Here is a 24,802-nt window from a genome sequence, read left to right on the forward strand (position 1 = left end):
TAAAAGCACACATAAATATTTGTGTGCTTTTTTTTTATAAATATCTTTGTAGCTTAACACAACACAATGAGTTCCGAAATTTCTAAACGCTACAGTCAAAGAGGTGTTTCTGCTTCAAAAGAAGATGTGCACAACGCCATAAAAAACATAGATAAAGGATTATTCCCAAAAGCCTTTTGTAAAATTGTGCCAGATTACCTAACTAATAATTCTGACTATTGTTTAATAATGCACGCAGATGGTGCAGGAACAAAGTCGTCTTTAGCATACATGTACTGGAAAGAAACTGGAGATTTATCAGTTTGGAAAGGTATAGCGCAAGATGCTTTAATAATGAATATTGACGATCTACTTTGTGTAGGAGCAACAGATAATATTATGTTGTCTTCAACCATAGGGAGAAATAAAAATTTAATTTCAGGTGAAGTTATTTCAGCAATAATTAATGGTACAGAAGAGTTAATTGAAGAACTTAAAAACTTTGGAGTAACGATACATTCAACTGGTGGAGAAACAGCAGATGTCGGTGATTTGGTAAGAACAATAATTGTAGATTCTACTGTAACAGCAAGAATGAATAGAGCAGATGTTATAGATAATGCTAATATCAAAGCAGGAGATGTTATTGTTGGATTAGAAAGTTTTGGTCAAGCTACTTATGAAAAAGAGTATAATGGCGGAATGGGAAGTAACGGTTTGACTTCTGCAAGACATGATGTTTTTAATAAATATTTAGCTAAGAAATATCCAGAAAGTTTTGATGCTTCAGTACCAGAAGAATTAGTGTATTCTGGTCAAATTAAATTAACTGATAAGGTAGAAAATTCGCCAATAGATGCTGGTAAATTAGTGTTGTCTCCAACGCGTACCTATGCACCAATTATCAAGCAAATTCTTTCAAAATATACAAGCGAAGATATCCATGGGATGATTCATTGTAGTGGCGGAGCGCAAACAAAAATTCTTCACTTCATAGATAATTTACATGTTGTAAAGGATAACATGTTTTCAATTCCACCATTATTTAAACTAATACAAGAGCAGTCAAAAACAGACTGGAAAGAAATGTATCAAGTATTTAATTGTGGACATAGAATGGAATTGTATGTTAATCCTGAAGTAGCCGAAGAGATTATAAAAATTTCAAAATCATTTAATGTTGATGCTCAAATTGTTGGACGTGTAGAAGCATCTTCAACAAAAAAACTTACAATAGAAAGTGAATACGGAACGTTTACCTACTAACAATAAACTATAATTATGAGATTTTTTCTTTTAATCTTAGCTGTTTGTGTATCCCAAATAACACAAGCGCAAGAAACAGATTCGATTGTAAAAACCTTAGATACTTTAACTTGGAAACAAGTTAATCGTGTAGGTTTAGATATAAACGAGGTTACGTTTGTAAACTGGAGTGCTGGTGGTGCTAATTCAATTTCGGCACTTTTAGCTCTAAATTCTAGCTTACGTTACAAGAAGAATAATTTAATATGGTTTAATGCTATAAGAACACGTTATGGTATTAATAAGCAAGAAGATCAATTACTAAGAAAAACTGAAGACGAACTTGAGTTGATCTCTACAATTGGTTACAGAAAAGACACTATCTCTAATTGGTATTTTTCAGGTAGATTTAACTTTAAAACACAATACTCTAATGGGTATAATTATCCTAACAGAGATAATCCTATTTCTCGTTTTATGGCACCAGGATATGTGTTTGTAGGAGGAGGAGCAGAGTATGGGAAAAATATAGAAAAACTATCGTTTTATTTATCGCCTCTAACCTTTAAGGGGACATTTGTTTTAGACCAAAAATTAGCAGACAATGGTGCTTTTGGTGTAGCACCAGCAGTTTATGATATAGACGGTAATAAAATACAAGATGGAGAAATGATGCGGACCGAAATGGGAATTTTAATAACCAATGCCTACGAAGCTCAAGTTATGGAGAATATTTACCTACGTAACCAGTTAAGCTTGTATACAGATTATTTAAACAGCTTTGGTAATATTGATGTAGATTGGGAAGTAGTATTTGACTTTAAAGTAAACAATTTTGTAAAAGCTACGTTAGGCTCTCATATTAAATATGATAATGACATTAAAATTATAGAAGAAGCCGAGACCGAAGAAGCAGATGCTATAGAACGCGGTGCATCTATACAATGGAAACAACTTTTAGGTATAGGAGTTGTTGTAGATTTTTAGTATATTTAATGGTTGCTTCTTTTAATAGGTTTTTGTTAAAATCTGCTGCGGTCTATTAAAAAGATGTGTCAGTTTACAAAACACCTTTTCCAATTAAGTAGGGTTTTTAATGAATTCTAAACAAGCCATAAAAGTTGTTATCGCATTACTCTTAATAGTCAACTTATTATCAGTATATTTTTTTGATGTGCTAACTTTTAGAACTGTTAGAGCTATATCTGTATTATTTATTCTAATATATTTTTTACTTTTCACTATTAAAGACTATCTAATACTTTCTTTTGTGTGTCTGCTTTTATTTGCAGATATTTTAGATCTTTACTTTGATAGTCCGCTTATCCCAGAGTACTATTTTGTTGTAAAGATATCTGCCTACCTGCTTTTATTGCAAAGAGTTTTAAAAAAGACTAATTTTTTAAACGTAAAAATAAGAGATGTATTAATAGTTTCAGCAATAGCAATACTAAATATACTTATCGGTATTAGGTCGTTATATCAAGTATCTCTAAAAACAGCATCTAATTTAGAGTTGACCTTACTTTTTATATATGGATTTGTTTTGGTATTAGTAGGTACTTTTGTAGCTAATTATTACTTCAGGTACGCTTCAAAAAGAGCTTTCTATTTTACTACTTTTGTTTACTTAATCATGTTTGCAGATGTTTCAGGCTATGTAGCTAATTACTTTGATATTTATTTCTTTAATTATTTAGAGAGATTTTACTACTTTTTAGGATTTTTTTATATGACATTTTACCTCATTTATACTAATGAGCTAGATGATCAAGAAAATAAACTTTTTGAATAATTATATATTTTAAAAAGTTTACTTTTTAGTTTAAAGTACCCGGAATTAAATAGTTGTAATCCTCTAATTCATTAATGTTCTTAATTAGTTTAGTACATCCATTTTTAAGTAAATAAATTTCATCAGAAATGTCTATGACGACTTCATAGTTATGATCTGTCAAAATGATTACTTTTTGTTTTTTCTCTATTTCAAGAAGGCTTTTTATTTTTTCAATATATAAAGGTGAAATGTTAGAAAAAGGCTCATCTAAAAAAATAATTTCAGAAGTTTTTTTTAAGATTAAATAAATTTCAATAATTCTTCTTTGTCCACCAGAGAGCTTATTAAATTTTGAATGTTTGAGATTAGAAAACTCAGGAAAATTTTCAATAAAATTATTCCATTTCACATTAAATAGGTTAAAAATAGAAATTATTTTAGAATGATTTGGTGTATAATGAAACTGAGGTAAAAATGCTGCTCTTTTAGTTAGATATAGTTTTTTTATCAGCGGTTTTTTATCAATTCTAATATTGCAATATTTAGCTTTTAATGTTCCAAAAGCTATGTTGATTAGGCTACTTTTTCCTGATCCGTTTCTACCTAAAATACTTGTGATTTTACCTGTTTCAGCTCTTAGATAAATTCCATTTAAAATGTGTTTATCTTTAAAATATAATTCGATATTATCTATTTCTAAAACCAAAATTTATATAGTTATAAAGTTAATTAAAGAGAAAAATAATATGTTAAAAATAAGATCGATTATATATATAGACGCAAATAACTTAAAATTAGAAATACCTAAAATTTTATACAGCATCAATTTTTGGTTTCCGTAAGTTTTAATCATTACGTAATAGGTAAAAAGAAGTAATAAAATTTTAACAATTAAAATAAGCTTTATATCAGGAATTTGTAGCAAAACAAAAATTAAATTTATAAGTAATGACCAGATAAAAAACGATTTATACAAATAGAAAATACTTTTTAATTGTTTGGTCATGTGTGCTGTAAAAATAGTTTTTGTTTGTAATAAAGATATGTATTAATTATTTAGTGTTTGATCAGGATAATTAAATATTGCAAATTCATAAATTATCGTATTTTTGTTTTTCAACAAAAAAGATAGATGTTAGAGAAGTTACAAATTGTAAAACAACGTTTTGATGAGGTTAGCGATTTAATAATCCAACCAGATATTATATCAGATCAAAAGCGTTATGTAGAGTTAAATAAAGAATATAAAGACCTTCGTGTATTAATGGATAAGCGCGAAGAGTATATAGAACTTACCAATAACTTAAAAGAAGCAGAAGAAATTATTTCTGACGGAAGCGATGCCGAAATGGTCGAAATGGCTAAAATGCAATACGACGATGCTAAAACAGGTATCCCTAAATTAGAAGAAGAAATACGTATGCTTCTAATACCAAAAGATCCACAAGATTCTAAAAATGCGGTAGTCGAATTACGTGCAGGAACTGGTGGAGACGAAGCTAGTATCTTTGCTGGTGACTTATTTAGAATGTACACTAAGTATTGCGAAGGTAAAGGTTGGAAAGTAGACGTTGTAGATTATAGCGAAGGTACAAATGGTGGTTTTAAAGAAATTCAATTTGAAGTATCTGGAGAAGACGTTTACGGTACATTAAAATTTGAAGCAGGTGTACATCGTGTACAACGTGTACCACAAACCGAAACTCAAGGACGTGTACATACTAGTGCAGCAACTTGCATGGTGTTTCCAGAAGCAGAAGAGTTTGATGTAGAAATAGACCCTAAAGATGTACGTATAGACTATTTCTGTTCTTCAGGACCAGGAGGACAGTCTGTAAACACAACCTATTCTGCAGTACGTTTAACACATACACCAACAGGTTTAGTAGCACAATGTCAAGACCAAAAGTCGCAACATAAAAACAAAGAAAAAGCTTTTAAAGTATTACGTTCTAGATTATACGATTTAGAGTTAGCAAAAAAGATGGAAGAAGAAGCTGCTTTAAGAGGAACAATGGTGACAAGTGGTGACAGAAGTGCAAAGATTAGAACTTACAACTATCCACAAGGACGTGTTACAGACCATCGTATTGGCTTAACTTTATACGATTTATCGAACATCGTTAATGGAGATATCCAAAAAATTATAGACGAGTTACAATTAGCAGAAAACACTGAAAAGTTAAAAGCTAGTGACGAGACTATTTAACCTTAACTAAACCAATTAAAATGAAACTCTTAAAAATCGCTATTATACTATTGGTTTGTAATATAGCCAATGCACAGTCATTTATAGGTTATACTTCAGATAACTATTCTGGTTTGCATGGTGTTGCATTAAACCCAGCAAATATTGTAAACTCAAAATTTAGAACTGAAATAAACTTAGCATCAGCGTCATCAACATTTAATAATGATTATTTTGTTGCAGATTTTAACGAGTTATTTTCAGGTGAAGACTTTGACGATTCAAGAACAGAACCTAAAGATAATAACAACTTCACTATAAGTGCAGATGTAATGGGACCGTCTTTTATGGTTAATCTTTCGCCTAAATCAAGTATTGGTATCATTACAAGAGGTAGAGTTTTTTCTAACGTTAATGAGCTAAGTGGTGTTTTATTTGAAAATGTAGAAGACAACTTTGATGATAACTCAGACTTCACAATAGAAGAAGATAATTTTACAATAACTACACACGGTTGGGCAGAGTTTGGTGTTGCTTACGGACATGTATTGTTAGATAATAATCAACACTATTTAAAAGGAGGCGCAACGATAAAGTATTTAAGAGGTTTTGGTAATGCTTACACCATAGGGTCTAACTTACTTGTAGATTATAATGCTAATACTTTTATAAATGGAGATGGACAAATAACATCAACAGGAACCATACAATACGGAAGCTCTAATGCATTTAGTGCAGATGGAGATGGCGATTTTAAACTAGAAGATAACGCGCAAGGTTTAGGTGCAGATTTAGGTTTTATTTACGAGTGGCGAAAAGATCCTTTAGATATAGACAATATGTCTAACGCAGCATACAAACTTAAATTAGGAATAAGCATAACAGATATAGGAAGCATTAACTACAAAGATGCAGATGTAAAAGTTTATGATGTTACTAACTCTATTAATGAAGCACAGTTTAATTCTGAAGAAGATTTTGAAGATAAACTAGATGCATTCTACACCTTAGTAGAAGAAAGAAATGCAACAAAAGTATTGCTTCCAACAGCATTGCATATAACAGCAGATTATAATTTAGACTCTCAATTCTTCTTAAACTTTAGAAGTGATTTATCATTAAGAAAAAAAGGAGAAGTTAACACAAACTCAATAGACAATACATTTACACTTACGCCAAGATTTGAGCGTAAATGGGTAAGTGTTTATTTACCTTTAGGAGTATCAGAATACAGTGGTTTTCAAGCAGGTTTTGGTTTTAGAGCAGGACCATTATTTATTGGGTCTCAAACAATTTTAACTAATCTGTTATCAGATTCAAGTCAAGCAGCAAATATATACGCTGGTTTAAAAATACCAATCTATAAAAAAGGTAAATCGTATTCTAAAGCAAGTAATAATTAAAAAATATAAGCCTCTTTTTGAGGCTTTTTTTATAAAATCTTTTCGGGTTATAAATAAACATGACAACACAACAACTAATAGACCAAATCAAAAAAAAGAAATCCTTCCTTTGTGTGGGATTAGATGTAGATTTAAATAAAATACCACAGCATCTTTTACAAACCGAAGATCCTATTTTCGAGTTTAATAAAGCTATAATAGATGCAACACATCATCTTTGTGTGGCATACAAACCAAATATTGCATTTTTTGAAGCGTATGGTTTAAAAGGTTGGCAAGCTTTAGAAAAAACAATTAATTATATAAACAAAAATCACCCAGAAATTTTTACAATAGCAGACGCAAAACGTGGTGATATTGGTAATACTAGCACTATGTACGCTAAAGCCTTTTTTGAAGATTTAGCGTTTGATAGTGTAACCATAGCTCCATATATGGGTAAAGATTCAGTCGAGCCTTTTTTAGCATTTAAAGACAAACACACCATACTTTTAGCGTTAACCTCTAATCAAGGTGCTTTTGATTTTCAAACTAAACTTGTTGATGGTAAAGAGCTTTACAAACAAGTGTTAGAAACCTCTAAAACATACGCTAATTCTGAAAGCTTAATGTACGTAGTTGGTGCTACAAAAGCTGAGTATTTATCTGAAATTAGACAAATAATACCAAATAGTTTCTTATTAGTTCCTGGTGTCGGTGCGCAAGGCGGTAACCTTCAAGACGTATGTAAATATGGTATGACCAAAGATGTAGGTTTGTTAATTAACTCGTCAAGAGGTATTATCTATGCTTCAAACCAAGAAGACTTTGCACAAGCAGCAGCACAAAAAGCTGAAGAGTTACAAAAGCAAATGCAAGCCATTTTAGAATCATAATGACAGACCATTTAGGTAATCATATTGATATAAGTGTTACGCCAAAACGTATTGTTAGTTTAGTACCTTCTCAAACCGAACTACTTTATGATTTAGGTTTAGAAGAAAGCATTGTAGGTATTACAAAATTTTGTGTGCATCCACTTCATTTTAAAAGTACAAAACAAGTTGTAGGTGGTACAAAAAACATTAAAATAGAAAAGATAAAGCAGCTTAATCCTGATATTATTCTATGTAATAAAGAAGAAAATACGCCAGAAATTGTAGAAGCTTGTCAAGAGATTTGTCAAGTTCATGTGTCAGATATTGTAACTATACAAGACTGTTTGGATTTGATAAACGATTATGGTGTAATTTTTAAAAAACGCACTAACGCGCAACGTATTTCAGATAAAATACGATTTCATTTAAATAATTTTGAAACATTTATTAAAGCCGAAAAAGTTTTAAAAGTCGCCTATTTTATTTGGAGAGAACCATGGATGGTAGCAGCAAACAATACGTTTATTAATCATTTATTAGAGCTAAATAAATATCAAAATATTTACGCAAATTTAGAGCGTTATCCAGAAGTCGAACTAAAAAAAATAAGATTACAAGGCGATCCAGAAATTGTCTTTTTGTCTAGCGAACCTTATCCTTTTAAAGATGAACACGCTTTTGAAATTGGACGTAAAACACACCACGCAAAAACCGTTTTTGTAGACGGAGAATATTTTTCGTGGTATGGCTCTAGACTTATAAAAGCGTTTGATTATTTTATAGAGTTAAGAAAGCGATTGAGGACTATCTCTAACTAAAAACTTAAGTTTATTAAGCTTATCTAAAAGCTTTAAAGCTCTATATTCAGATAAGTCGCTTTCTTCATGATTAGTTTGACGCAAATTATAAGCTTCTTCAACAAGTTGTTTGTAACGTTTGTTAAGTTTTAACTGCTGTTGTTTTAATTTATCTCTACGACTCATAACTTTTAGAGGTTGATTTTCAGTTATTTAAATTAGTTTATTTATTTGAAGAAAAAAAATAAATCTCTAATTTTTTGATAAAAAAAAGAGTCCATTCGCTTTTTCTTCAAAACAGACTCTTTTAATAACTAACTAAACTAACTCAAGTAAAAGAAAATGAGATAACTCCTTCACTTTTGCAGTGCAAAGATGTGACAAATTGCTAGTTTAAATGTTACCTTAACATTATGCAATTATTATATAAAGTTAGTCTTGTAGTGCAAAAACCTTTTTTAATAATTCTGTACCTCTAGAGCTAACCTTGTTTCTTATTTCTCCTTCTTCAACAGCAATCATAGTGTAAACACCTTCTAATGCTTCGTTAGTAACATAATCTGTTAAGTCTGGATTTACATTATTAGTAAAAGGTATAGCATTATATTTTGTAATTAAATTAGCCCAAATTTGATCAGCGCCAACCTTATCAAAACTATTTTTAATCACCGGATTAAATTTGTTGTAAAGCTCAGTTTTAGTTCTGCCTTCTAAATAATCTGTTGCAGCGGTGTCATTACCTAACAAAATGTTTTTAGCATCATTAAAAGTAATCCCTTTAACAGCATTAACAAAGATAGGTGTAGCTTCACTAACAGCATCTTCAGCAGCTCTGTTAAGCGCTTTAATACCTTCGTCTGCAAGACTGCTTAATCCAATATCGCGTAACGCTTTATCTACTTTTTGTAATTCTTCAGGTAATAAAATTTTAACCAATTCGTTTTTATAAAACCCATCTTTTTGTGTTAATTTAGAGACTTGTTTGTCTATCCCTAAATCTAAAGCTTGGCGTAAACCATTAGCAATATCTAATTCAGATACCGTTCCTCCTTGTGGTAATTGGTTAACAACTTGTTGTAGTTCTGCACAAGAGGTAACAGAAATTAATAATAGTAGAGCAAAAATTCGTTTCATAGTAAAATATTTAGTCGGTAAAGGTACTAATTATTAGGGCAAATATTTTGTTAAACTTACGTTGTCTGCAACGTAAATTCAACAAAATACCACGCTTTCGGCAGTCGCTTTTTTGTGTTGCATAGGTGCAACAACACAAAAAGAGCTTCAACAAAGCCTCAATCGTTTTTGCTAGGCTAAGGATTAAGAAAAAATAACAGTCTTATTGTTAAACACCATAACTTTTCTTTTTAAATGTAGTTTTATAGCGTTAGCTAAAACTATTTTTTCAAGATCTCTTCCTTTGGCAATTAAATCTTCAATAGAATGTGTATGAGACACTCGTTCTACATCTTGTTCAATAATTGGACCAGCATCTAAATCTTCAGTCACATAATGGCTTGTTGCACCAATAATTTTAACACCACGTTTATAAGCACTATGATAAGGTTTTGCGCCGACAAAAGCAGGTAAAAAAGAGTGATGTATATTTATAATTTTATTGGGATACACATCAATTAATCTATTAGAAACAATTTGCATATAACGCGCTAAAACAATAAAGTTTACATTGTGTTTTTTTAATAACTCTAATTGCTTTGTTTCGGCTTCTTTTTTCGTGTCTTTAGTAACAGGAATATGATAAAACGGTATGTTAAAGCTGTCTGCAATTGGTTTTAAGTCGTTGTGATTACTTATAATAAAAGGTATTTTTACAAATAGTTCACCGCTATTATAACGTCCTAAAATATCGTATAAGCAATGATCATATTTAGAAACAAAAATAGCCATATTAGGCACATCTTCGGTATCGTAAATGCGCCATTTCATTTTAAATTTATCGGCTAAAACAGATTTAAAATTAGCTTTAAAAGCTGTCATGTTAAATTGTTCAAACTCACTTTCTAGACGCATAAAAAATATATCTTGCTCTCGGTCTACGTGTTGGTCAATGTAAACAATGTTTCCGTTATTGTTAGCTATAAAATTGGTGACAGCTGCAATAATACCAGATTGGTCATTACAATTAATTAAAAGCGTTATTTTAGTCATTGATAACTCGTATAGTTGGTTAACTAAATTACTATAAATGAGGCTAAAAAAAATCTTTATTTATTCTTTTAGAATATTTTAATTTTAATCGCAATTTTTTTGAATTATCCGTAAATTGCAGCTCATAAAAAGATAGATTTTTACGAATGGAACAAATCGCACCATATAAACCAAAACATAAAGTACGTATCGTAACTGCAGCATCACTTTTTGATGGGCACGATGCATCTATTAATATCATGCGCCGTATTATACAATCTACCGGCGTAGAAGTTATTCACTTAGGTCATGACCGTAGTGTAGAAGAAGTTGTAAACACAGCTATTCAAGAAGATGTAAATGCTATTGCCTTAACATCTTATCAAGGTGGTCATAACGAGTATTTTAAATACATGTACGACCTTTTAAATGAAAAAGGAGCTGGACACATCAAAATATTTGGCGGTGGCGGCGGAGTAATTCTTCCTTCTGAAATTAAAGAATTAATGGATTACGGTATTACACGCATCTACTCGCCAGACGATGGTCGTGAGCTAGGATTACAAGGTATGATTAATGATCTTGTGAAGCAATCGGACTTTGCAATAGGAGATAAGCTGGATGTAAAAGTTGAAGATTTAGCAAAGAAAAACCCAAAAGATTTAGCGCGAGTAATTTCTTCTGCCGAGAATTTCCCAGAAGTAGCTAAAAATACTTTAGATCAAATACATAATAAAAATAAAACATCAAAAACACCAGTTTTAGGAATTACCGGTACTGGTGGCGCAGGAAAATCTAGTTTGGTAGACGAGCTTGTTAGACGTTTTTTAATCGATTTTCCTGAAAAAACTATTGGTTTAATTTCTGTAGATCCTTCTAAACGTAAAACTGGTGGCGCATTGTTAGGTGACCGTATTCGTATGAATGCCATTAATTCACCACGAGTGTATATGCGTAGTTTGGCAACGCGTCAATCTAATTTAGCTTTATCAAAATATGTTAATGAAGCGGTTGAGGTTTTAAAAGCTGCCGAATACGATTTAATTATTTTAGAAACGTCTGGTATTGGTCAATCTGATACCGAAATTATAGAACATTCTAATGTTTCACTTTACGTGATGACGCCAGAATTTGGTGCTGCAACACAGCTAGAAAAGATTGATATGCTTGACTTTGCAGACTTAGTAGCTATCAATAAGTTTGATAAAAGAGGCGCGTTAGATGCTTTAAGAGATGTGCGTAAACAATACATGCGTAACAATAACCTTTGGGACATTCCACAAGATAAATTACCTGTTTTCGGGACTATCGCATCGCAGTTTAATGACCCGGGAATGAATACGTTGTACAAAACGGTAATGGATAAGTTAGTTGAAAACACTGAAGCCGATTTAAATTCGACATTTGAAATTACAGATCAAATGAGTGAGAAGGTTTTTGTTATTCCACCAAACCGTACGCGTTATTTATCAGAAATAGCAGAAAGTAATCGTGCTTATGATAATACTGCAGAAGTTCAAGTTGAAGTTGCACAAAAATTATATGGAATTTATAAGACTTTAGAGTCTGTTTTAGATAAAACACCAGAATTGGATAAATCTGGAATTTCTTCAGAATCAATATCTATAGATTCTTCAGAAAATAAGGACTTCATTAAAATGCTTATCGCAGAATTTGACCGTGTCAAACTAAACTTAGATCCATACAATTGGGAAGTCATCACAGGTTGGGAAGACAAAGTAAACAAATACAAAGCGCCAATTTATAGTTTTAAAGTTCGTGATAAAGAAATAAAGATTGAAACGCATACCGAGTCGCTTTCGCATTTACAAATTCCAAAAGTAGCGTTGCCTAAGTATCAAGCTTGGGGCGATATTTTAAAATGGACGTTACAAGAAAATGTACCAGGAGAATTCCCATATACATCTGGATTATATCCGTTTAAACGTAAAGGCGAAGATCCAGCACGTATGTTTGCTGGCGAAGGCGGACCAGAACGTACCAATAAGCGTTTTCATTATGTAAGTCAAGGTATGCCAGCAAAGCGTTTATCTACAGCTTTTGATAGTGTAACACTTTATGGTAACGATCCAGATTTACGTCCTGATATTTACGGTAAAATTGGTAATGCAGGTGTAAGCATTTGCTGTTTAGACGATGCTAAAAAACTGTATTCAGGATTTAATTTAGCAGATGTAAAAACATCGGTAAGTATGACCATTAATGGTCCTGCACCAATGTTGTTAGGCTTTTTTATGAATGCCGCAATAGACCAACAATGTGAGATTTACATTAAAGAAAATGGTCTTGAAAAAGACGTTGAAGCTAAAATAGCTAAGATATACAAAGATAAAGGCGTAGAACGACCAAAATACCACGGAGATTTACCAGAAGGTAACGATGGTTTAGGGTTAATGTTATTAGGTGTAACTGGTGATCAAGTCTTACCAGAAGCTGTTTATAACGATATTAAAACCAAAACTATTGCTCAAGTAAGAGGAACCGTACAAGCCGATATTTTAAAAGAAGATCAAGCTCAAAATACGTGTATATTCTCAACTGAGTTTGCATTACGTTTAATGGGTGATGTGCAAGAGTATTTTATAGATAATAATGTACGTAACTTTTATTCGGTATCTATTTCTGGTTACCATATTGCAGAAGCAGGAGCAAATCCAATTACGCAGTTAGCATTGACGTTGTCAAACGGTTTCACTTACGTGGAATATTATTTAAGTCGTGGTATGGATATTAATAAGTTTGGACCAAACTTATCCTTCTTTTTTTCAAACGGAATTGATCCAGAATACGCTGTAATTGGTCGTGTAGCAAGACGTATTTGGGCAAAAGCTTTAAAAAATAAATACGGAGCTAATGCTAGAGCTCAGATGTTAAAATATCACATCCAAACATCTGGTCGTAGTTTACACGCGCAAGAGATTGATTTTAATGATATTCGTACAACGTTGCAAGCACTTTACGCGATTTACGATAACTGTAACTCGTTGCATACTAATGCATATGATGAAGCGATTACAACACCAACAGAAGAATCTGTACGTCGTGCTATGGCAATTCAGTTAATTATCAACAAAGAATTAGGATTAGCGAAGAATGAAAATCCGTTACAAGGCTCTTTCATTATCGAAGAATTAACCGATTTAGTTGAAGAAGCAGTTTTAGCAGAATTTGATCGTATTACAGAACGTGGTGGCGTTTTAGGCGCTATGGAAACCATGTACCAACGTAGTAAAATTCAAGAAGAAAGCTTGTATTATGAAACGTTGAAGCATAACGGAGATTTCCCAATAATTGGTGTAAATACCTTCTTAAGTAGTAAAGGATCTCCAACTGTAATTCCTGCGGAAGTGATTAGAGCAACAGAAGAAGAGAAGCAAAATCAAATTAAAACTTTAGAAAATCTACACAAAGGAAATGATACTGAAAGCTTGTTAAAAGATCTTCAGCAAAAAGCCATTAACAACGAAAATATTTTTGAAGCTTTAATGGATGTTTGTAAAGTCTGTAGTTTAGGACAAATTACTTCGGCGTTGTTTGAAGTTGGTGGACAATACAGGAGAAACATGTAAGTAGATAGAATTTTAGATACACAATAAAATAAAACTAAACACCATAATTACATTTTTAATTATGGTGTTTTTCTTTATACGTTATTTAATCCCTATTTTCGTAGCAAATAATAATTATGTCCTTCAAAAAATACCATCCTTTATTAAAAGAATCTTTGGAAACATTAGGTATTGAACAGCCTAATGCTTTTCAGAAAAAAATATTACCCATTATAAAAAGTGGTGCAAGTGTTTATGGCATTGGACCAAAAGGATGTGGTAAAACGACCGCTTTAATTATTTCTGTGATTCAAAAATTAAAAGCAGAAGCTTTTGAAGACTCGCCAAGAGCATTAATTTTGGTAAAGGACAAACAAGAAGCCTTACAATTAAAAGAAAAATTTGAAGCCTTTACAGCAAATACAGATTTACGATTGTATTGTGCATATGCCGCTAAAAACTTAGAAACGCAACGCGAAGATATTTATTATGGTGTAGATATTTTAATAGCAACACCAAAACAGTTAAGCAAATTATATCACTTAAATAGCGTGCATACTGGTGAGTTAAAACTGTTTGTGGTACATGATGCAGATTTTATAAATAGAGACAACAATCATAATTACATTTTAAGATTAACCGAAAGTACACCCAAAGCGCAGTTTGTAATTTTCTCTGAAAATTTCAATTCTAAAATAGCAGCGTATCAAGATAGCTTTATGTTTAATGCTAGAATGGTGAAGGTGAAATCTTAAATTTTATAATACCTATAACATACTTTCTTTTAATTACCAAATAACTTTGCTAGCTATTATAATTATAAAACAAAGTTATGACAACATATCCAAAACGATTTTCGCACATTGGTATTACAGTACCAGATATTAATAAAGCTGCAAAATTTTACTCAGAAGTGATGGGTTGGTACACCATTATGCCGCCATCTTTAGTAAAAAAAGAAACCGATACCGCTATAGGGCAAATGTGTATAGATGTTTTTGGCGACGATTGGGAAACTTTTGAAATTGCACATTTGGCAACGTCAGACGGTATAGGTGTAGAGCTATTTAGTTTTCCTCACGGAAAAAAAGAAGCACCAGAATTTAATCCATTTAATACAGGTTTGTTTCATTTTTGTGTGCAAGACCCAGATATTGAAGGTTTAATTGAAAAAATTGTTGCTGCTGGCGGAAAACAACGTATGCCAATTAGAGAATATTATCCAAACGATAAGCCTTATAAAATGTGTTATGTAGAAGATCCTTTTGGGATTGTTTTTGAGATTTATACACACAGTTACGAGTTAACCTATTCTTCTGGTGCTTATGCAAATGAAGACAAATAAAAGAGTTAAAATGAAAAGATTATTCATATTATCGCTATTTTTTATGTCGATTTTTGCTTGTAAAAATGATACACAAAAAGAAGCAGAAGCCGCTAAAGCAACAGAATCAACTTCTGAAAATAAGCAAGAGATTATCGAAGTCGCAAGTTTTAAAGGTCAACAAGTTACAGGTGTAACAGTTACAGAAAACGGTCGTGTATTTGCTAACTTTCCTAGATGGCGTGATACGGTTAAATATTCTGTAGTCGAGGTGTTTGAAGATGGTTCTTTTAAGGCTTACCCAAGTGATATTTGGAATTTATGGCAACCAGACGATCAGCCAAAAGAGGATCAATTTTTAGGTGTACAATCTGTAGTTGCTTTTGAGGATAAATTATATGTTTTAGATACGAGAAATCCTAAATTTTCTGGTGTTGTAGATGCGCCAAGAGTGTTTGTATTCAACTTAAAGACTAATACTTTAGAGCAAACTTACAAGTTAGATAAAGATAGTTATCATAGCGATTCTTACATTAACGATTTGCGTGTAGATAAGGTAAATAATAAACTATATTTTACAGATTCTGGTCACGCAGGATTAGTCGCTTTAGATTTAAACACAGGAAAAAGTACCCGAATTTTAGATAACCACAAAAGTACAACAGCGGAAGTCTCTGAGCTTACGTTTGATAACATCGTTTGGAAAAATACAGTACATTCTGACGGAATAGCGTTTGACCAAAAAAAGCAACGCTTATTTTACCACGCGCTAACAGGCTACAGTTTATACTCTATTCCTGTGAGTAGTTTCAATTTAAAAGACAAGTCTAAAATTGAAGCGTCCGTAAAATTTGAAGCCAAAACAGCAGCGCCAGACGGAATGATTTTTGACCAAAAAGGTAATCTGTATTATGCCGATTTAGAAGACAATAAAATTGATTATATCACACCAAACGGCACTATTAAAACATTAATTGAAGGCGATAAGGTAAAATGGGCAGATACTTTTAGTATTTACGATGGGTATTTGTACTACACCAATTCTAGAATTAACGAGGCTTCAGGCGATATAAGTGACTTAAATTTCACTATAAATAAAGTTGAATTACCAAAATAACGTAAGAATTATGCATCTTTTTTAAAGTTTTATCGTCTATTAAGTGAACCCTAAAAATTTATTCATTTATGAAAACAGATAAATCTTGTAATTGTAATTGCGAACCTTGTAATAACGGAAGATGTGCAGACTGTACTTGTCAAAATTGTACATGTACAAATTGTAATTGTTAAACCTAAAATCGGCTTAAGTTTTTTTTGAAAATTTAAGCTGATTTTTTTATATTAAAGTATGACTACAAAGCACGTTTGGGATACCTATTCGCAAGATATTAAAGGCTTTATCTTAAGTAAAACTAAAGATGAAAGTGTTACAGATGATATTTTGCAAGAGACCTTTATAAAAGTACATAACAAATTACAAACCTTAAAGAATGATGATAAACTAAAACCATGGTTATTTTCTGTGGCGCGCTATACACTTATGGACTACTTTAAAACTAAAAAAATTAAAGTAGAACTAAATGATTTTGAAGTAACAGAAACTTTTGAAAACCATGAGCATACAGAAAAAGATTGCTTAAGAGGTATTTTGGTCAATCTTCCTAAAAAATACAGAGAACCTATTTTCTTGTCAGACATTATGGGTTTAAAACAAAAAGAAGTCGCTAAGCGTTTAAACCTTTCCTAGTCTACCGTAAAATCTCAAATACAGCGTGGAAGAAAGCAAATAGCACAAGGCTTTATGGATTGTTGTGGTTACGAAATGAACAATGATGGTTATTTGGTTGGCGAGTTAAAGGATAAGGACGATTGTAAGATTTGCAATTAAAGCGTCATCATCCAATTACGTTGTAACTTTCTAAATACTCTTAGTTCTTTTTTTAACAACGGAAGAAAGTCTTTACCATTACTATTACACCTTTCTAGTCGTTTACAGTTTCTGTAAAGTCTATTAGTTAATCGTCTAACAGATGCTGCATGTTTGTGTTTTTTATCAGAATGGCGTTGCAATTCGGCATTAATAATTTCTGGAGCTAGAGATTCAGATTGTTGCACAATATCTCCAGAAAAATAAATGTTGTTATCCTCTTTTCCATCTTCATATAAATAGGCTAAATCTTGATTTAAATAAGACGAAATACTTCTAGACAGTGTAAAAATTTGTATAGCCTGTTTGTAAACGGGTAAATCTGATAGGTGTGAAGGGACTTGAGCCGACATTTTAATTTTTCTTTTTACCAAAATTACTAACATGATAACGTTTTCGTCTTTAGATGTTAAAGTAAAAACATATATTTGCTTTAATAATTAAATTATTTTTTAAAAATTCTTTAAAAATGAATATAGATAATCTTAACTGGAAGATTTTGAGGTGTTTGCAGCAAAATGCTAGGCAATCTAATGCAGAAATAGGAAGGCAGGTTGGTATAACTTCTCCTGCAGTTTCTGAACGTATAAAGAAGATGGAAGATTTAGGGATTATTCAAAATCATATTACATTAATATCGCCTTTTGAAGTTGGTTATCAGTTAAAAGCCTTAATTACATTACAAGCTTTTATGGGAAAACTAAAACCGTTTTTAGAAAAGGTAAAAACGTTTGATGAAGTGGTAAATTGCTATCGAATTACCGGTAACGAAAACATCGTTATGGAAGTAATCCTAAAAAACCAAAAGCACTTAGAGAGTTTTATTGATCAATTAATTGTTTATGGCGAATGTAAAACGCAAATTATCTTATCTCATGTGGTAAAAAATAATGCGATAAAAAAGCTTTAGCTTTTAGAGGCAATATCTTCTGCAATTAGTTTTGCATGAATGCGAGAGTTCTCTATAAACCATTTATGTGTTTCCATACCGCCACAAATAACACCAGCAAGATATAGTCCTTCAACGTTAGATTCCATAGTATCTGGATTATAATTTGGGATGTGTTTTTTGTCTTCAGAAAATTTAATTCCAGCTTGATCTAAAAACTTAAAGTTAGGTTGGTAACCAGTTAAAGCAATTACATAATCGTTTGGTAAGTTTATTTGACCTTCAGGTGTTTTAATTGTAATTTGGTGTTCTTCAATTTTAGTGATTTCAGAGTTAAAATAAGCTTTAATGCTACCTTCTTCAATTCGGTTTAAAATATCTGGTCTTACCCAATATTTAACGCGTTCGCCAATAGATTCGCCTCTAACAATCATAGTTACGTTTCCGCCTTTACGGTAAATTTCTAAAGCAGCATCTACAGACGAGTTACTTGCACCAACAACCGCTATATTTTGTAAGGTAAACGGATGTGCTTCTTTGTAATAATGAAATACTTTAGGTAAATCTTCACCAGGTACATTCAACAAATTTGGAATATCGTAAAAACCAGTAGCTATAATCACCTTTTTTGCTTTGTATTGGTTTTTGCTTGTTTCAATGTTAAAGTCATCATTCGTCTTTTTAATAGTAGATACTTCTTCGTATAACTTAATATTTAATTGATTAGATGTCACTACTCTTCGGTAGTATTCTAAAGCCTCATTACGTGTAGGTTTTGGGTTATTGCTAATAAACGGAATGTTATCTATTTCTAACTTTTCTGAAGTAGAAAAGAACGTCATATTTAAAGGATAATTAAATAATGAATTGGTTAACGCGCCTTTTTCTATTACTAAATAATTCCAGTTACGTTTTTTGCATTTTAAAGCGCAGGCAATACCAATTGGACCTGCGCCAATGATGATGATGTCTAAATTTGTCGTTTTCATAAGCAATACAAAGTTAATGTATTAGATAAAAAAACTTAGATTAGAGGATATACATTAACAAAGTTTTAAATGCTTAACTTACTATGTTCTTTAGCTTTTAAAAATTGTTTTAAGATTAAAAGTAAAAACATGCACAACACACCAACTGCTGTAAAAATGTACCAAGTGTTATCAAAACCGTACATGCTAACACTTTCTAAACCTGCTTTATGACCAAAAATATGAGCAAAAGAAAACGCAATAGAGTATAATGCCATATATTCTCCTTGATTACCTTTTTTAGCCTGTTGTAAAGCAAATGCGTTGGCAAACGGAAACGCAATCATCTCTCCAACCGTCATTAAAAACATACCGATAATTAGTATGCCAGACCACGTTGTAAAGTTTAAAATTAAAAGGCTTAAACTTGTTAATAACGCACCAAACCATATAAGTGTTACTTTATTAAATCTTGTGTTTTCTAACCATTTTATAAGAGGCATTTCTAATAAAAAGATAAAAAAACCATTAGCACCTAAAAGCAAACCAATTTCAGGTTCTGTTAAAAAGTGACTGTCTCTGTAATATATTGGCATGGTAGAGAAATATTGCAAGAACATAACTCCGAATAAAAATAAAGCAAAGAGGAAGATAATAAAAGCTTTGTCTTTGTATGCCGAGTAAGGCTCTTCAACTTTAACTTCGTCTAAAACCTTAGATTTTTTCGGATTTAATAATTGAATTAAAAGTAAGGTAGCCAAAATACAAGTTATACCATCTACCCAAAATAAACCATTGTAACCCAATCCAGCAATTATTAAACCGCCAACAGCAGGACCAGCTGAAAATCCTAAATTAATAGCTAATCTAATTAAAGTAACGCTTCTTGTTTTATTTTCGGGTTTACTGTATGCGCTTAATGCCACAAACATTGCTGGTCTAAACATATCTGCAACTAACATTAATACAAAAATACCAATGGATAAACTTAGTACGGTTTTTAAATATTGAAGTAAGACGAATAATAACCCAGAAACAAAAAGGCTAAATACCATAATTTTATAGTAGCCAATCTTATCGGTTAATTTTCCGCCTAGCCAAGATCCTACAACAGATCCTAATCCAAAAGCAGCCATAATCGATCCAACTGTAGACGGAGAGAACTCTAAATCTTCAGTAAGATATAATGATAAAAACGGGATAACCATCGTACCAGCACGATTGATTAATGTAATTAATGCTAGCCACCAAACTTCTCTTGATAGCCCATCAAAGGTGTTTAAATAAAGTTTAAGTAATCTTTTCATTTTTTTTGGTTGGTTTTAAAAAAGATTGACTTCATTGCTGCTTAAAAATAGAAAAGTCCAACAATGAAGCTGGACTTTTTATATTCTTAAAATTGATATCTAAATTGTCAAAACATATAAAGCGTCCTTCTTCTATTGCAATCCTTGATAGAAGTGGTTTGTTGCTTACAATATGTGTTGACTCTTTTCATTCTTTTCTTAAAAGTTTGAATCAAAGCTAAGTAAAATTTTTAATAAGTCGTATTTTTGAAACTAAATAATTTAATTTTTTAAAAATGAAAAACTTCTTTTTTATTTTCAGTTTTGTACTAGTAATCTTTACTTGTAAAGAAGGTAAACAACCAATTTTAGGAGCAACTGATTGGCAAAAAGAACAAAACGCCATGTTTAAAGATGCTTCTAAATCGCCTTTAACAGATAGAGATAGACAAGACTTTAATGGTTTAGATTTTTTTCAATTTGATAGTACTTTTGTGGTTAAAGCAATTTTAAAACGCACACCAAACTCTAAATGGTTTAAAATGAAAAGGACCTTAAATGAAACTACAGACGAGCGTGTTTATGGTGTTTTAAACTTTAAATTAAAAGGAAAAGCATATACACTTAATGTCTATCAAGGTAAAGAGTTAATGACAAAAAAAGGCTTTGAGGATTATTTATTCTTACCCTTTTTGGATGATACTAACGGAGATACAACATATGGCGGCGGACGTTATATAGATTTAAGAATACCAGAAGGTAATACTATAGAAATAGATTTTAATAAAGCATACAACCCATATTGCGCTTATAACGAAAAATTTTCTTGCCCAATTGTTCCAAGAGAAAATTATCTTGATGTTGCTGTAAAAGCTGGTGTTAAAATGTTTAAAAAATAATTTATTTAGCTAGCCAAATACCTAAAAACACCGCTAAAAATCCTAAAATAAAACTAGCAATTGTATAGATAGCAAAGCTAGTAAAGTCGCCACTTTTTAAAAACAAATGATTTTCATAAGCAAAGGTAGAAAAGGTAGTGAAGCCGCCACAAAAACCAGTTGCTAATAATAAGGTTTGGTTCTGGTTTAGGCTATTATTTTTTAAGGCATATCCTAAAATAAATCCAATTAAAAGCGAACCTAAAATATTAGCTAAAAATGTACCATAAGGTATTCCTGTTTGATTGCTGTTTAGCCATTTACCAATAATAAAACGTAATACGCTACCAAAGCCACCACCAATAAAAACTAATACTAGTTGCTTCATGCTATTCTACAGGCATATAGATTTCTGTAATCCATTTTGCAGGGTTAGGCTCATTTGATGGATCGGTAACGTAGCTTTCAATAGCAACACCATCTTCATCAAAAACAAGATTGTACTGTTCTATATATTTCATGCCTTTATCCCAAGCTTCTTTTAGGTTGCTGTAATCGCCTTTTAGAGTCGTTTTTACAGCTTTAAAAGGTTCTAATTGACCAGTTAAAATGTCACTTGTTGTAGTAACTACTTTATTTGGTGTTGGCATTGCACAAGAGAACATAACAGTATTATTTTCTTCATCCCATTTGTGATAAATTACAAATGCAGATCCAGAAACTGTAATATTATTTTCTGCGACAAACTGTCCAACTTTAGGTAGCATTTCTGCCATTTTTTTTTGAAAGTCACTAATCTTACAAGACGTTGTGTTGTATAAGTAATAACCGCCACTATGTTCTGTAACACCATTAACTTCAATATTATATTGTCTAATTTGAGCTGTTGTAACGCTATCTAATTTTTCTAATCCGCGCTCAAAATCAGGACCAATCATTTTATCAAATCCGCCAGACATTAAACCAAATGCTTTAAACATAAAAGGGATATTTTCGCTATTCATTTGCCATTTAACTTCGGTTTTTCCGTCGTTAGTTGGTGTAAAAGTCCAATTGATTTTAGAAGGATCATAATCTTCAAATTGTAATTGGTGTTCTATAGATTTTGGTGGATTTGTATTAATAATTTTCATGTTGCCATTTCCATCTTTTCCTGTCCAACTGTAGCTTGCGCCAACACCTTTGGTTTGGTCGTTGTACATAATCTTCATTGTTGGATCTTTTTCTTTCCAAGGAGACCAATTTTCCCAAAGTTTTAAATCGGCAACATTATTATACACAACTCCAGAAGGCGCATTGATTATTCTAGTTCTTGAAACTTCAAAATTACTAGGTTGAACAGCTACATAAATAGATACTGCAATAATGGCAATTAGTAAGACGAAAAATATATATTTTAAGAATTTCATTACCTATAAAATTTGTGGTTAGTAATTCAAATATAATCAAATTTAATAGGTTAAATATTTATATCTTTAAGCACTTTTAAAAATTTTATTCAATGAAACTAAAAACAATATTTAGTGCTGCATTAATGACTTCACTTTTATTTTCTTGTGGAGAAGACAAAAAAGCACAAACAACCGAAGACACTTCAGTTAAAAAAGAATCTACTTTTGATTATAACGTAGATACTTTTGCTGATATAAAAATCTTACGTTACAAAATCCCGAGTTGGGATAATCTTAGCTTAAAACAACAAGAATTAGCTTATTATTTAACACAAGCTGGATTAGCTGGTCGTGATATAATGTGGGATCAAAACTACAGACATAACTTAGCTATTAGAGCAGCTTTAGAAAATGTTTATAAAACGTATGAAGGTGATAAAACTACAGCAGATTGGCAAGCATTTACTACATATTTAAAGCGTGTATGGTTTAGTAATGGTATTCATCATCATTATTCTAATGACAAACTTAAACCTGAGTTTTCTTCAGATTATTTAAAGCAATTATTAGCAGAAACAGAAACAACTTTAGAAGTCGAAGCGTTTGATGTAATCTTTAATGATCAAGACCTTAAAAAAGTTAATCAAGCAAAAGGCGTAGATAATGTAGCGCTTTCTGCAGTTAATTTTTATGGTCCAAATGTGACTAATGAAGATGTTATTTCTTTTTACAAACAAAAAAAATCTCCTAATCCAGAAAAGCCATTATCTTTTGGTTTAAACTCGCAATTAGTAAAAGAAAACGGTCAATTAAAAGAACGCGTGTATAAATCTGGTGGATTATACGGAAGCGCAATTGACGAAATTATTAAATGGTTAGAAAAAGCAAAAAGTGTTGCCGAAAATGAAGCCCAAGGAAATGCATTAGGATTGTTAATCGAATATTACAAAACAGGAGATTTACAAACTTGGGACGATTACAACGTTGCTTGGACTGCTGCTACCGATGGTGATATAGACTACATTAATAGTTTTATTGAAGTGTATAACGATCCATTAGGATATAGAGGAAGTTACGAAACTATCGTACAAATCAAAGATTTTGATATGTCTAAAAAAATGGCAGTGTTATCTGAAAATGCACAATGGTTTGAAGATAATTCACCTTTAATGGACGAGCATAAAAAGAAAAACGTCGTTGGTGTTACTTACAAAGTTGTTAATGTTGCTGGAGAAGCTGGTGATGCTTCACCAAGTACACCAATTGGTGTAAACTTACCAAATGCAAACTGGATTAGAGCAGCAGTAGGAAGTAAGTCTGTATCTTTAGGAAACATAATTGAAGCTTACAATAATGCAGGTAGCACAGGACGATTAAAAGAGTTTGTTCATGATGAAGAAGAGCTTCAACTAGAAGAAAAATATGGGCAATTAGCAGATAAGTTGCATACAGCGTTACACGAAGTAATTGGTCATGCATCAGGACAATTAAATCCTGGAGTTGGTGAGACTAAAGAGACGCTTAAAAATTATGCATCTACCTTAGAAGAAGGTCGTGCAGATTTAGTTGGACTTTACTATTTATACAACCCAAAATTACAAGAATTAGGTTTAGTAGACGATTGGAAATCTGTAGGAAAAGCAGCTTACGATGGTTACATACGTAATGGTTTAATGACGCAATTAATTCGTTTAAATTTAGGAGATGATGTAGAAGAAGCGCATATGCGTAACAGACAATGGGTAAGTGCTTGGGCTTACGAAAAAGGAAAAGCAGATAACGTGATAGAAAAAGTAACTCGTGATGGTAAAACGTATTTCAATATTAATGATTATGAAAAACTACATGAATTATTCGGTCAGTTATTACGCGAGACACAACGTATAAAATCAGAAGGCGATTATGCAGCAGTAGAAGCTTTAGTAGAAGATTACGGTGTAAAAGTAGATCAAGCAATCCATGCCGAAGTTTTAGAACGTAACAAACAATTCAAATCTGCTCCTTACAGCGGATTTGTAAATCCTGTTTTAGTACCTGAAACTAATGACGAAGGAGAAATTACAGCAATAAAAGTAACACAACCAGATACATTTGAAGGACAAATGTTAGATTACAGTGCTAACTACAATTTTTTACAAACTAAAAATTAAGATTAGACAGTTTAAATAAAAAAGGTGCT

The 24,802-nt window shown here is 31.7% G+C and carries 24 protein-coding genes; 15 read left to right on the forward strand and 9 right to left on the reverse strand.

Annotation, left to right across the window (positions count from 1 at the left end):
• Nucleotides 1-66 precede the first annotated feature (66 nt).
• The 3 genes from ACEQT4_RS01590 (at nt 67) to ACEQT4_RS01600 (ending at nt 3,019) form a co-directional block, all read left to right on the forward strand.
• Nucleotides 67-1,245, forward strand: coding sequence for an AIR synthase related protein (locus tag ACEQT4_RS01590; RefSeq protein WP_370225692.1), 1,179 nt, complete (start codon nt 67-69; stop codon nt 1,243-1,245).
• A 15-nt stretch (nt 1,246-1,260) separates the two neighbouring features.
• Entirely contained in the window at nt 1,261-2,211 is a 951-nt protein-coding gene (locus ACEQT4_RS01595; protein ID WP_027880735.1) for a DUF3078 domain-containing protein, read from the forward strand.
• A gap of 109 nt (nt 2,212-2,320) precedes the next feature.
• Nucleotides 2,321-3,019 (forward strand): hypothetical protein, encoded by a 699-nt coding sequence (locus ACEQT4_RS01600; protein ID WP_370225693.1) that lies wholly within the window; start codon nt 2,321-2,323, stop codon nt 3,017-3,019.
• 25 nt (nt 3,020-3,044) lie between these two features.
• Here ACEQT4_RS01600 and ACEQT4_RS01605 read toward each other — a convergent pair whose 3' ends face one another.
• Complete coding sequence (locus ACEQT4_RS01605; protein ID WP_370225695.1) at nt 3,045-3,707, reverse strand: ATP-binding cassette domain-containing protein; 663 nt, start codon at nt 3,705-3,707, stop codon at nt 3,045-3,047.
• 426 nt (nt 3,708-4,133) lie between these two features.
• On the opposite strand from ACEQT4_RS01605, the gene prfA reads away from it, so the two are divergent.
• From prfA to ACEQT4_RS01625, 4 genes are read left to right on the forward strand one after another with little or no spacing between them, the layout of a single operon-like run.
• Complete coding sequence (gene prfA / locus ACEQT4_RS01610; RefSeq protein WP_027880737.1) at nt 4,134-5,210, forward strand: peptide chain release factor 1; 1,077 nt, start codon at nt 4,134-4,136, stop codon at nt 5,208-5,210.
• A 20-nt stretch (nt 5,211-5,230) separates the two neighbouring features.
• On the forward strand, nt 5,231-6,592 hold the full coding sequence (locus ACEQT4_RS01615; RefSeq protein ID WP_370225696.1) for a DUF5723 family protein: 1,362 nt from the start codon (nt 5,231-5,233) through the stop codon (nt 6,590-6,592).
• Between the two features lie 59 nt (nt 6,593-6,651).
• Nucleotides 6,652-7,467 carry an orotidine-5'-phosphate decarboxylase gene (pyrF, locus tag ACEQT4_RS01620; protein WP_370225698.1) on the forward strand — a complete coding sequence of 272 codons (816 nt, stop codon included), beginning with the start codon at nt 6,652-6,654 and terminating at the stop codon, nt 7,465-7,467.
• Nucleotides 7,467-8,267 carry a helical backbone metal receptor gene (locus tag ACEQT4_RS01625; RefSeq protein WP_370225699.1) on the forward strand — a complete coding sequence of 267 codons (801 nt, stop codon included), beginning with the start codon at nt 7,467-7,469 and terminating at the stop codon, nt 8,265-8,267. The genes pyrF and ACEQT4_RS01625 overlap by 1 nt, the downstream gene beginning before the upstream one ends.
• On the opposite strand, the gene ACEQT4_RS01630 is transcribed toward ACEQT4_RS01625, so the two are convergent.
• From ACEQT4_RS01630 to purU, 3 genes are all read right to left on the reverse strand, one after another.
• Nucleotides 8,235-8,432, reverse strand: a complete 198-nt coding sequence (locus tag ACEQT4_RS01630; protein ID WP_027880741.1) for a Lacal_2735 family protein — start codon at nt 8,430-8,432, stop codon at nt 8,235-8,237. The two genes, ACEQT4_RS01625 and ACEQT4_RS01630, sit on opposite strands and share 33 nt — an antisense overlap.
• Before the next feature lie 246 nt (nt 8,433-8,678).
• Nucleotides 8,679-9,380, reverse strand: a complete 702-nt coding sequence (locus tag ACEQT4_RS01635; RefSeq protein ID WP_370225700.1) for a DUF4197 domain-containing protein — start codon at nt 9,378-9,380, stop codon at nt 8,679-8,681.
• Between the two features lie 183 nt (nt 9,381-9,563).
• Complete coding sequence (gene purU, locus ACEQT4_RS01640; RefSeq protein ID WP_370225702.1) at nt 9,564-10,412, reverse strand: formyltetrahydrofolate deformylase; 849 nt, start codon at nt 10,410-10,412, stop codon at nt 9,564-9,566.
• A 146-nt stretch (nt 10,413-10,558) separates the two neighbouring features.
• Here purU and ACEQT4_RS01645 point away from each other — a divergent pair, with 146 nt between their 5' ends.
• The 5 genes from ACEQT4_RS01645 to ACEQT4_RS01665 all read left to right on the forward strand — a co-directional run bounded on the left by ACEQT4_RS01645 (nt 10,559) and on the right by ACEQT4_RS01665 (nt 17,031).
• A complete protein-coding gene (locus ACEQT4_RS01645) occupies nt 10,559-13,981 on the forward strand; it encodes a methylmalonyl-CoA mutase family protein (RefSeq protein ID WP_370225703.1) in 3,423 nt (1,140 codons plus the stop codon).
• Between the two features lie 116 nt (nt 13,982-14,097).
• Nucleotides 14,098-14,715 (forward strand): DEAD/DEAH box helicase, encoded by a 618-nt coding sequence (locus tag ACEQT4_RS01650; protein WP_027880745.1) that lies wholly within the window; start codon nt 14,098-14,100, stop codon nt 14,713-14,715.
• Nucleotides 14,716-14,792: 77 nt separating this feature from the next.
• Nucleotides 14,793-15,305 carry a lactoylglutathione lyase family protein gene (locus tag ACEQT4_RS01655; RefSeq protein WP_027880746.1) on the forward strand — a complete coding sequence of 171 codons (513 nt, stop codon included), beginning with the start codon at nt 14,793-14,795 and terminating at the stop codon, nt 15,303-15,305.
• Nucleotides 15,306-15,315: 10 nt separating this feature from the next.
• Nucleotides 15,316-16,401: an L-dopachrome tautomerase-related protein gene (locus ACEQT4_RS01660; protein ID WP_370225704.1), complete on the forward strand. Its 1,086-nt coding sequence runs from the start codon at nt 15,316-15,318 to the stop codon at nt 16,399-16,401.
• A 231-nt stretch (nt 16,402-16,632) separates the two neighbouring features.
• Entirely contained in the window at nt 16,633-17,031 is a 399-nt protein-coding gene (locus tag ACEQT4_RS01665; RefSeq protein ID WP_370225705.1) for a sigma-70 family RNA polymerase sigma factor, read from the forward strand.
• Nucleotides 17,032-17,168: 137 nt separating this feature from the next.
• Here ACEQT4_RS01665 and ACEQT4_RS01670 read toward each other — a convergent pair whose 3' ends face one another.
• Nucleotides 17,169-17,564, reverse strand: coding sequence for a hypothetical protein (locus ACEQT4_RS01670; RefSeq protein ID WP_223078052.1), 396 nt, complete (start codon nt 17,562-17,564; stop codon nt 17,169-17,171).
• Nucleotides 17,565-17,680: 116 nt separating this feature from the next.
• On the opposite strand from ACEQT4_RS01670, the gene ACEQT4_RS01675 reads away from it, so the two are divergent.
• Nucleotides 17,681-18,121 (forward strand): Lrp/AsnC family transcriptional regulator, encoded by a 441-nt coding sequence (locus tag ACEQT4_RS01675; RefSeq protein WP_027880750.1) that lies wholly within the window; start codon nt 17,681-17,683, stop codon nt 18,119-18,121.
• Here ACEQT4_RS01675 and ACEQT4_RS01680 read toward each other — a convergent pair.
• Together ACEQT4_RS01680 and ACEQT4_RS01685 are read right to left on the reverse strand one after the other, a co-directional pair.
• Nucleotides 18,118-19,089 (reverse strand): YpdA family putative bacillithiol disulfide reductase, encoded by a 972-nt coding sequence (locus ACEQT4_RS01680; protein ID WP_370225707.1) that lies wholly within the window; start codon nt 19,087-19,089, stop codon nt 18,118-18,120. The genes ACEQT4_RS01675 and ACEQT4_RS01680 overlap by 4 nt on opposite strands.
• A gap of 65 nt (nt 19,090-19,154) precedes the next feature.
• Nucleotides 19,155-20,375: an MFS transporter gene (locus tag ACEQT4_RS01685; protein WP_370225708.1), complete on the reverse strand. Its 1,221-nt coding sequence runs from the start codon at nt 20,373-20,375 to the stop codon at nt 19,155-19,157.
• A 275-nt stretch (nt 20,376-20,650) separates the two neighbouring features.
• On the opposite strand from ACEQT4_RS01685, the gene ACEQT4_RS01690 reads away from it, so the two are divergent.
• A complete protein-coding gene (locus tag ACEQT4_RS01690; RefSeq protein ID WP_370225709.1) occupies nt 20,651-21,253 on the forward strand; it encodes a DUF1684 domain-containing protein in 603 nt (200 codons plus the stop codon).
• Nucleotide 21,254: 1 nt separating this feature from the next.
• Here the strand turns inward: ACEQT4_RS01690 and crcB are convergent, their stop codons facing one another.
• The gene (crcB, locus tag ACEQT4_RS01695; protein WP_370225710.1) at nt 21,255-21,620 is read right to left on the reverse strand and encodes a fluoride efflux transporter CrcB; all 366 of its coding nucleotides are present in this window, start codon (nt 21,618-21,620) and stop codon (nt 21,255-21,257) included.
• Nucleotide 21,621: 1 nt separating this feature from the next.
• Nucleotides 21,622-22,641 carry an SRPBCC family protein gene (locus ACEQT4_RS01700; protein WP_370225712.1) on the reverse strand — a complete coding sequence of 340 codons (1,020 nt, stop codon included), beginning with the start codon at nt 22,639-22,641 and terminating at the stop codon, nt 21,622-21,624.
• A gap of 92 nt (nt 22,642-22,733) precedes the next feature.
• On the opposite strand from ACEQT4_RS01700, the gene ACEQT4_RS01705 reads away from it, so the two are divergent.
• Nucleotides 22,734-24,773 (forward strand): dihydrofolate reductase, encoded by a 2,040-nt coding sequence (locus ACEQT4_RS01705; protein WP_370225713.1) that lies wholly within the window; start codon nt 22,734-22,736, stop codon nt 24,771-24,773.
• Nucleotides 24,774-24,802 lie beyond the last annotated feature (29 nt).

This window comes from Mesoflavibacter sp., assembly GCF_964226795.1.
In the GTDB taxonomy this organism is placed as follows: Bacteria; Bacteroidota; Bacteroidia; order Flavobacteriales; family Flavobacteriaceae; genus Mesoflavibacter; species Mesoflavibacter zeaxanthinifaciens.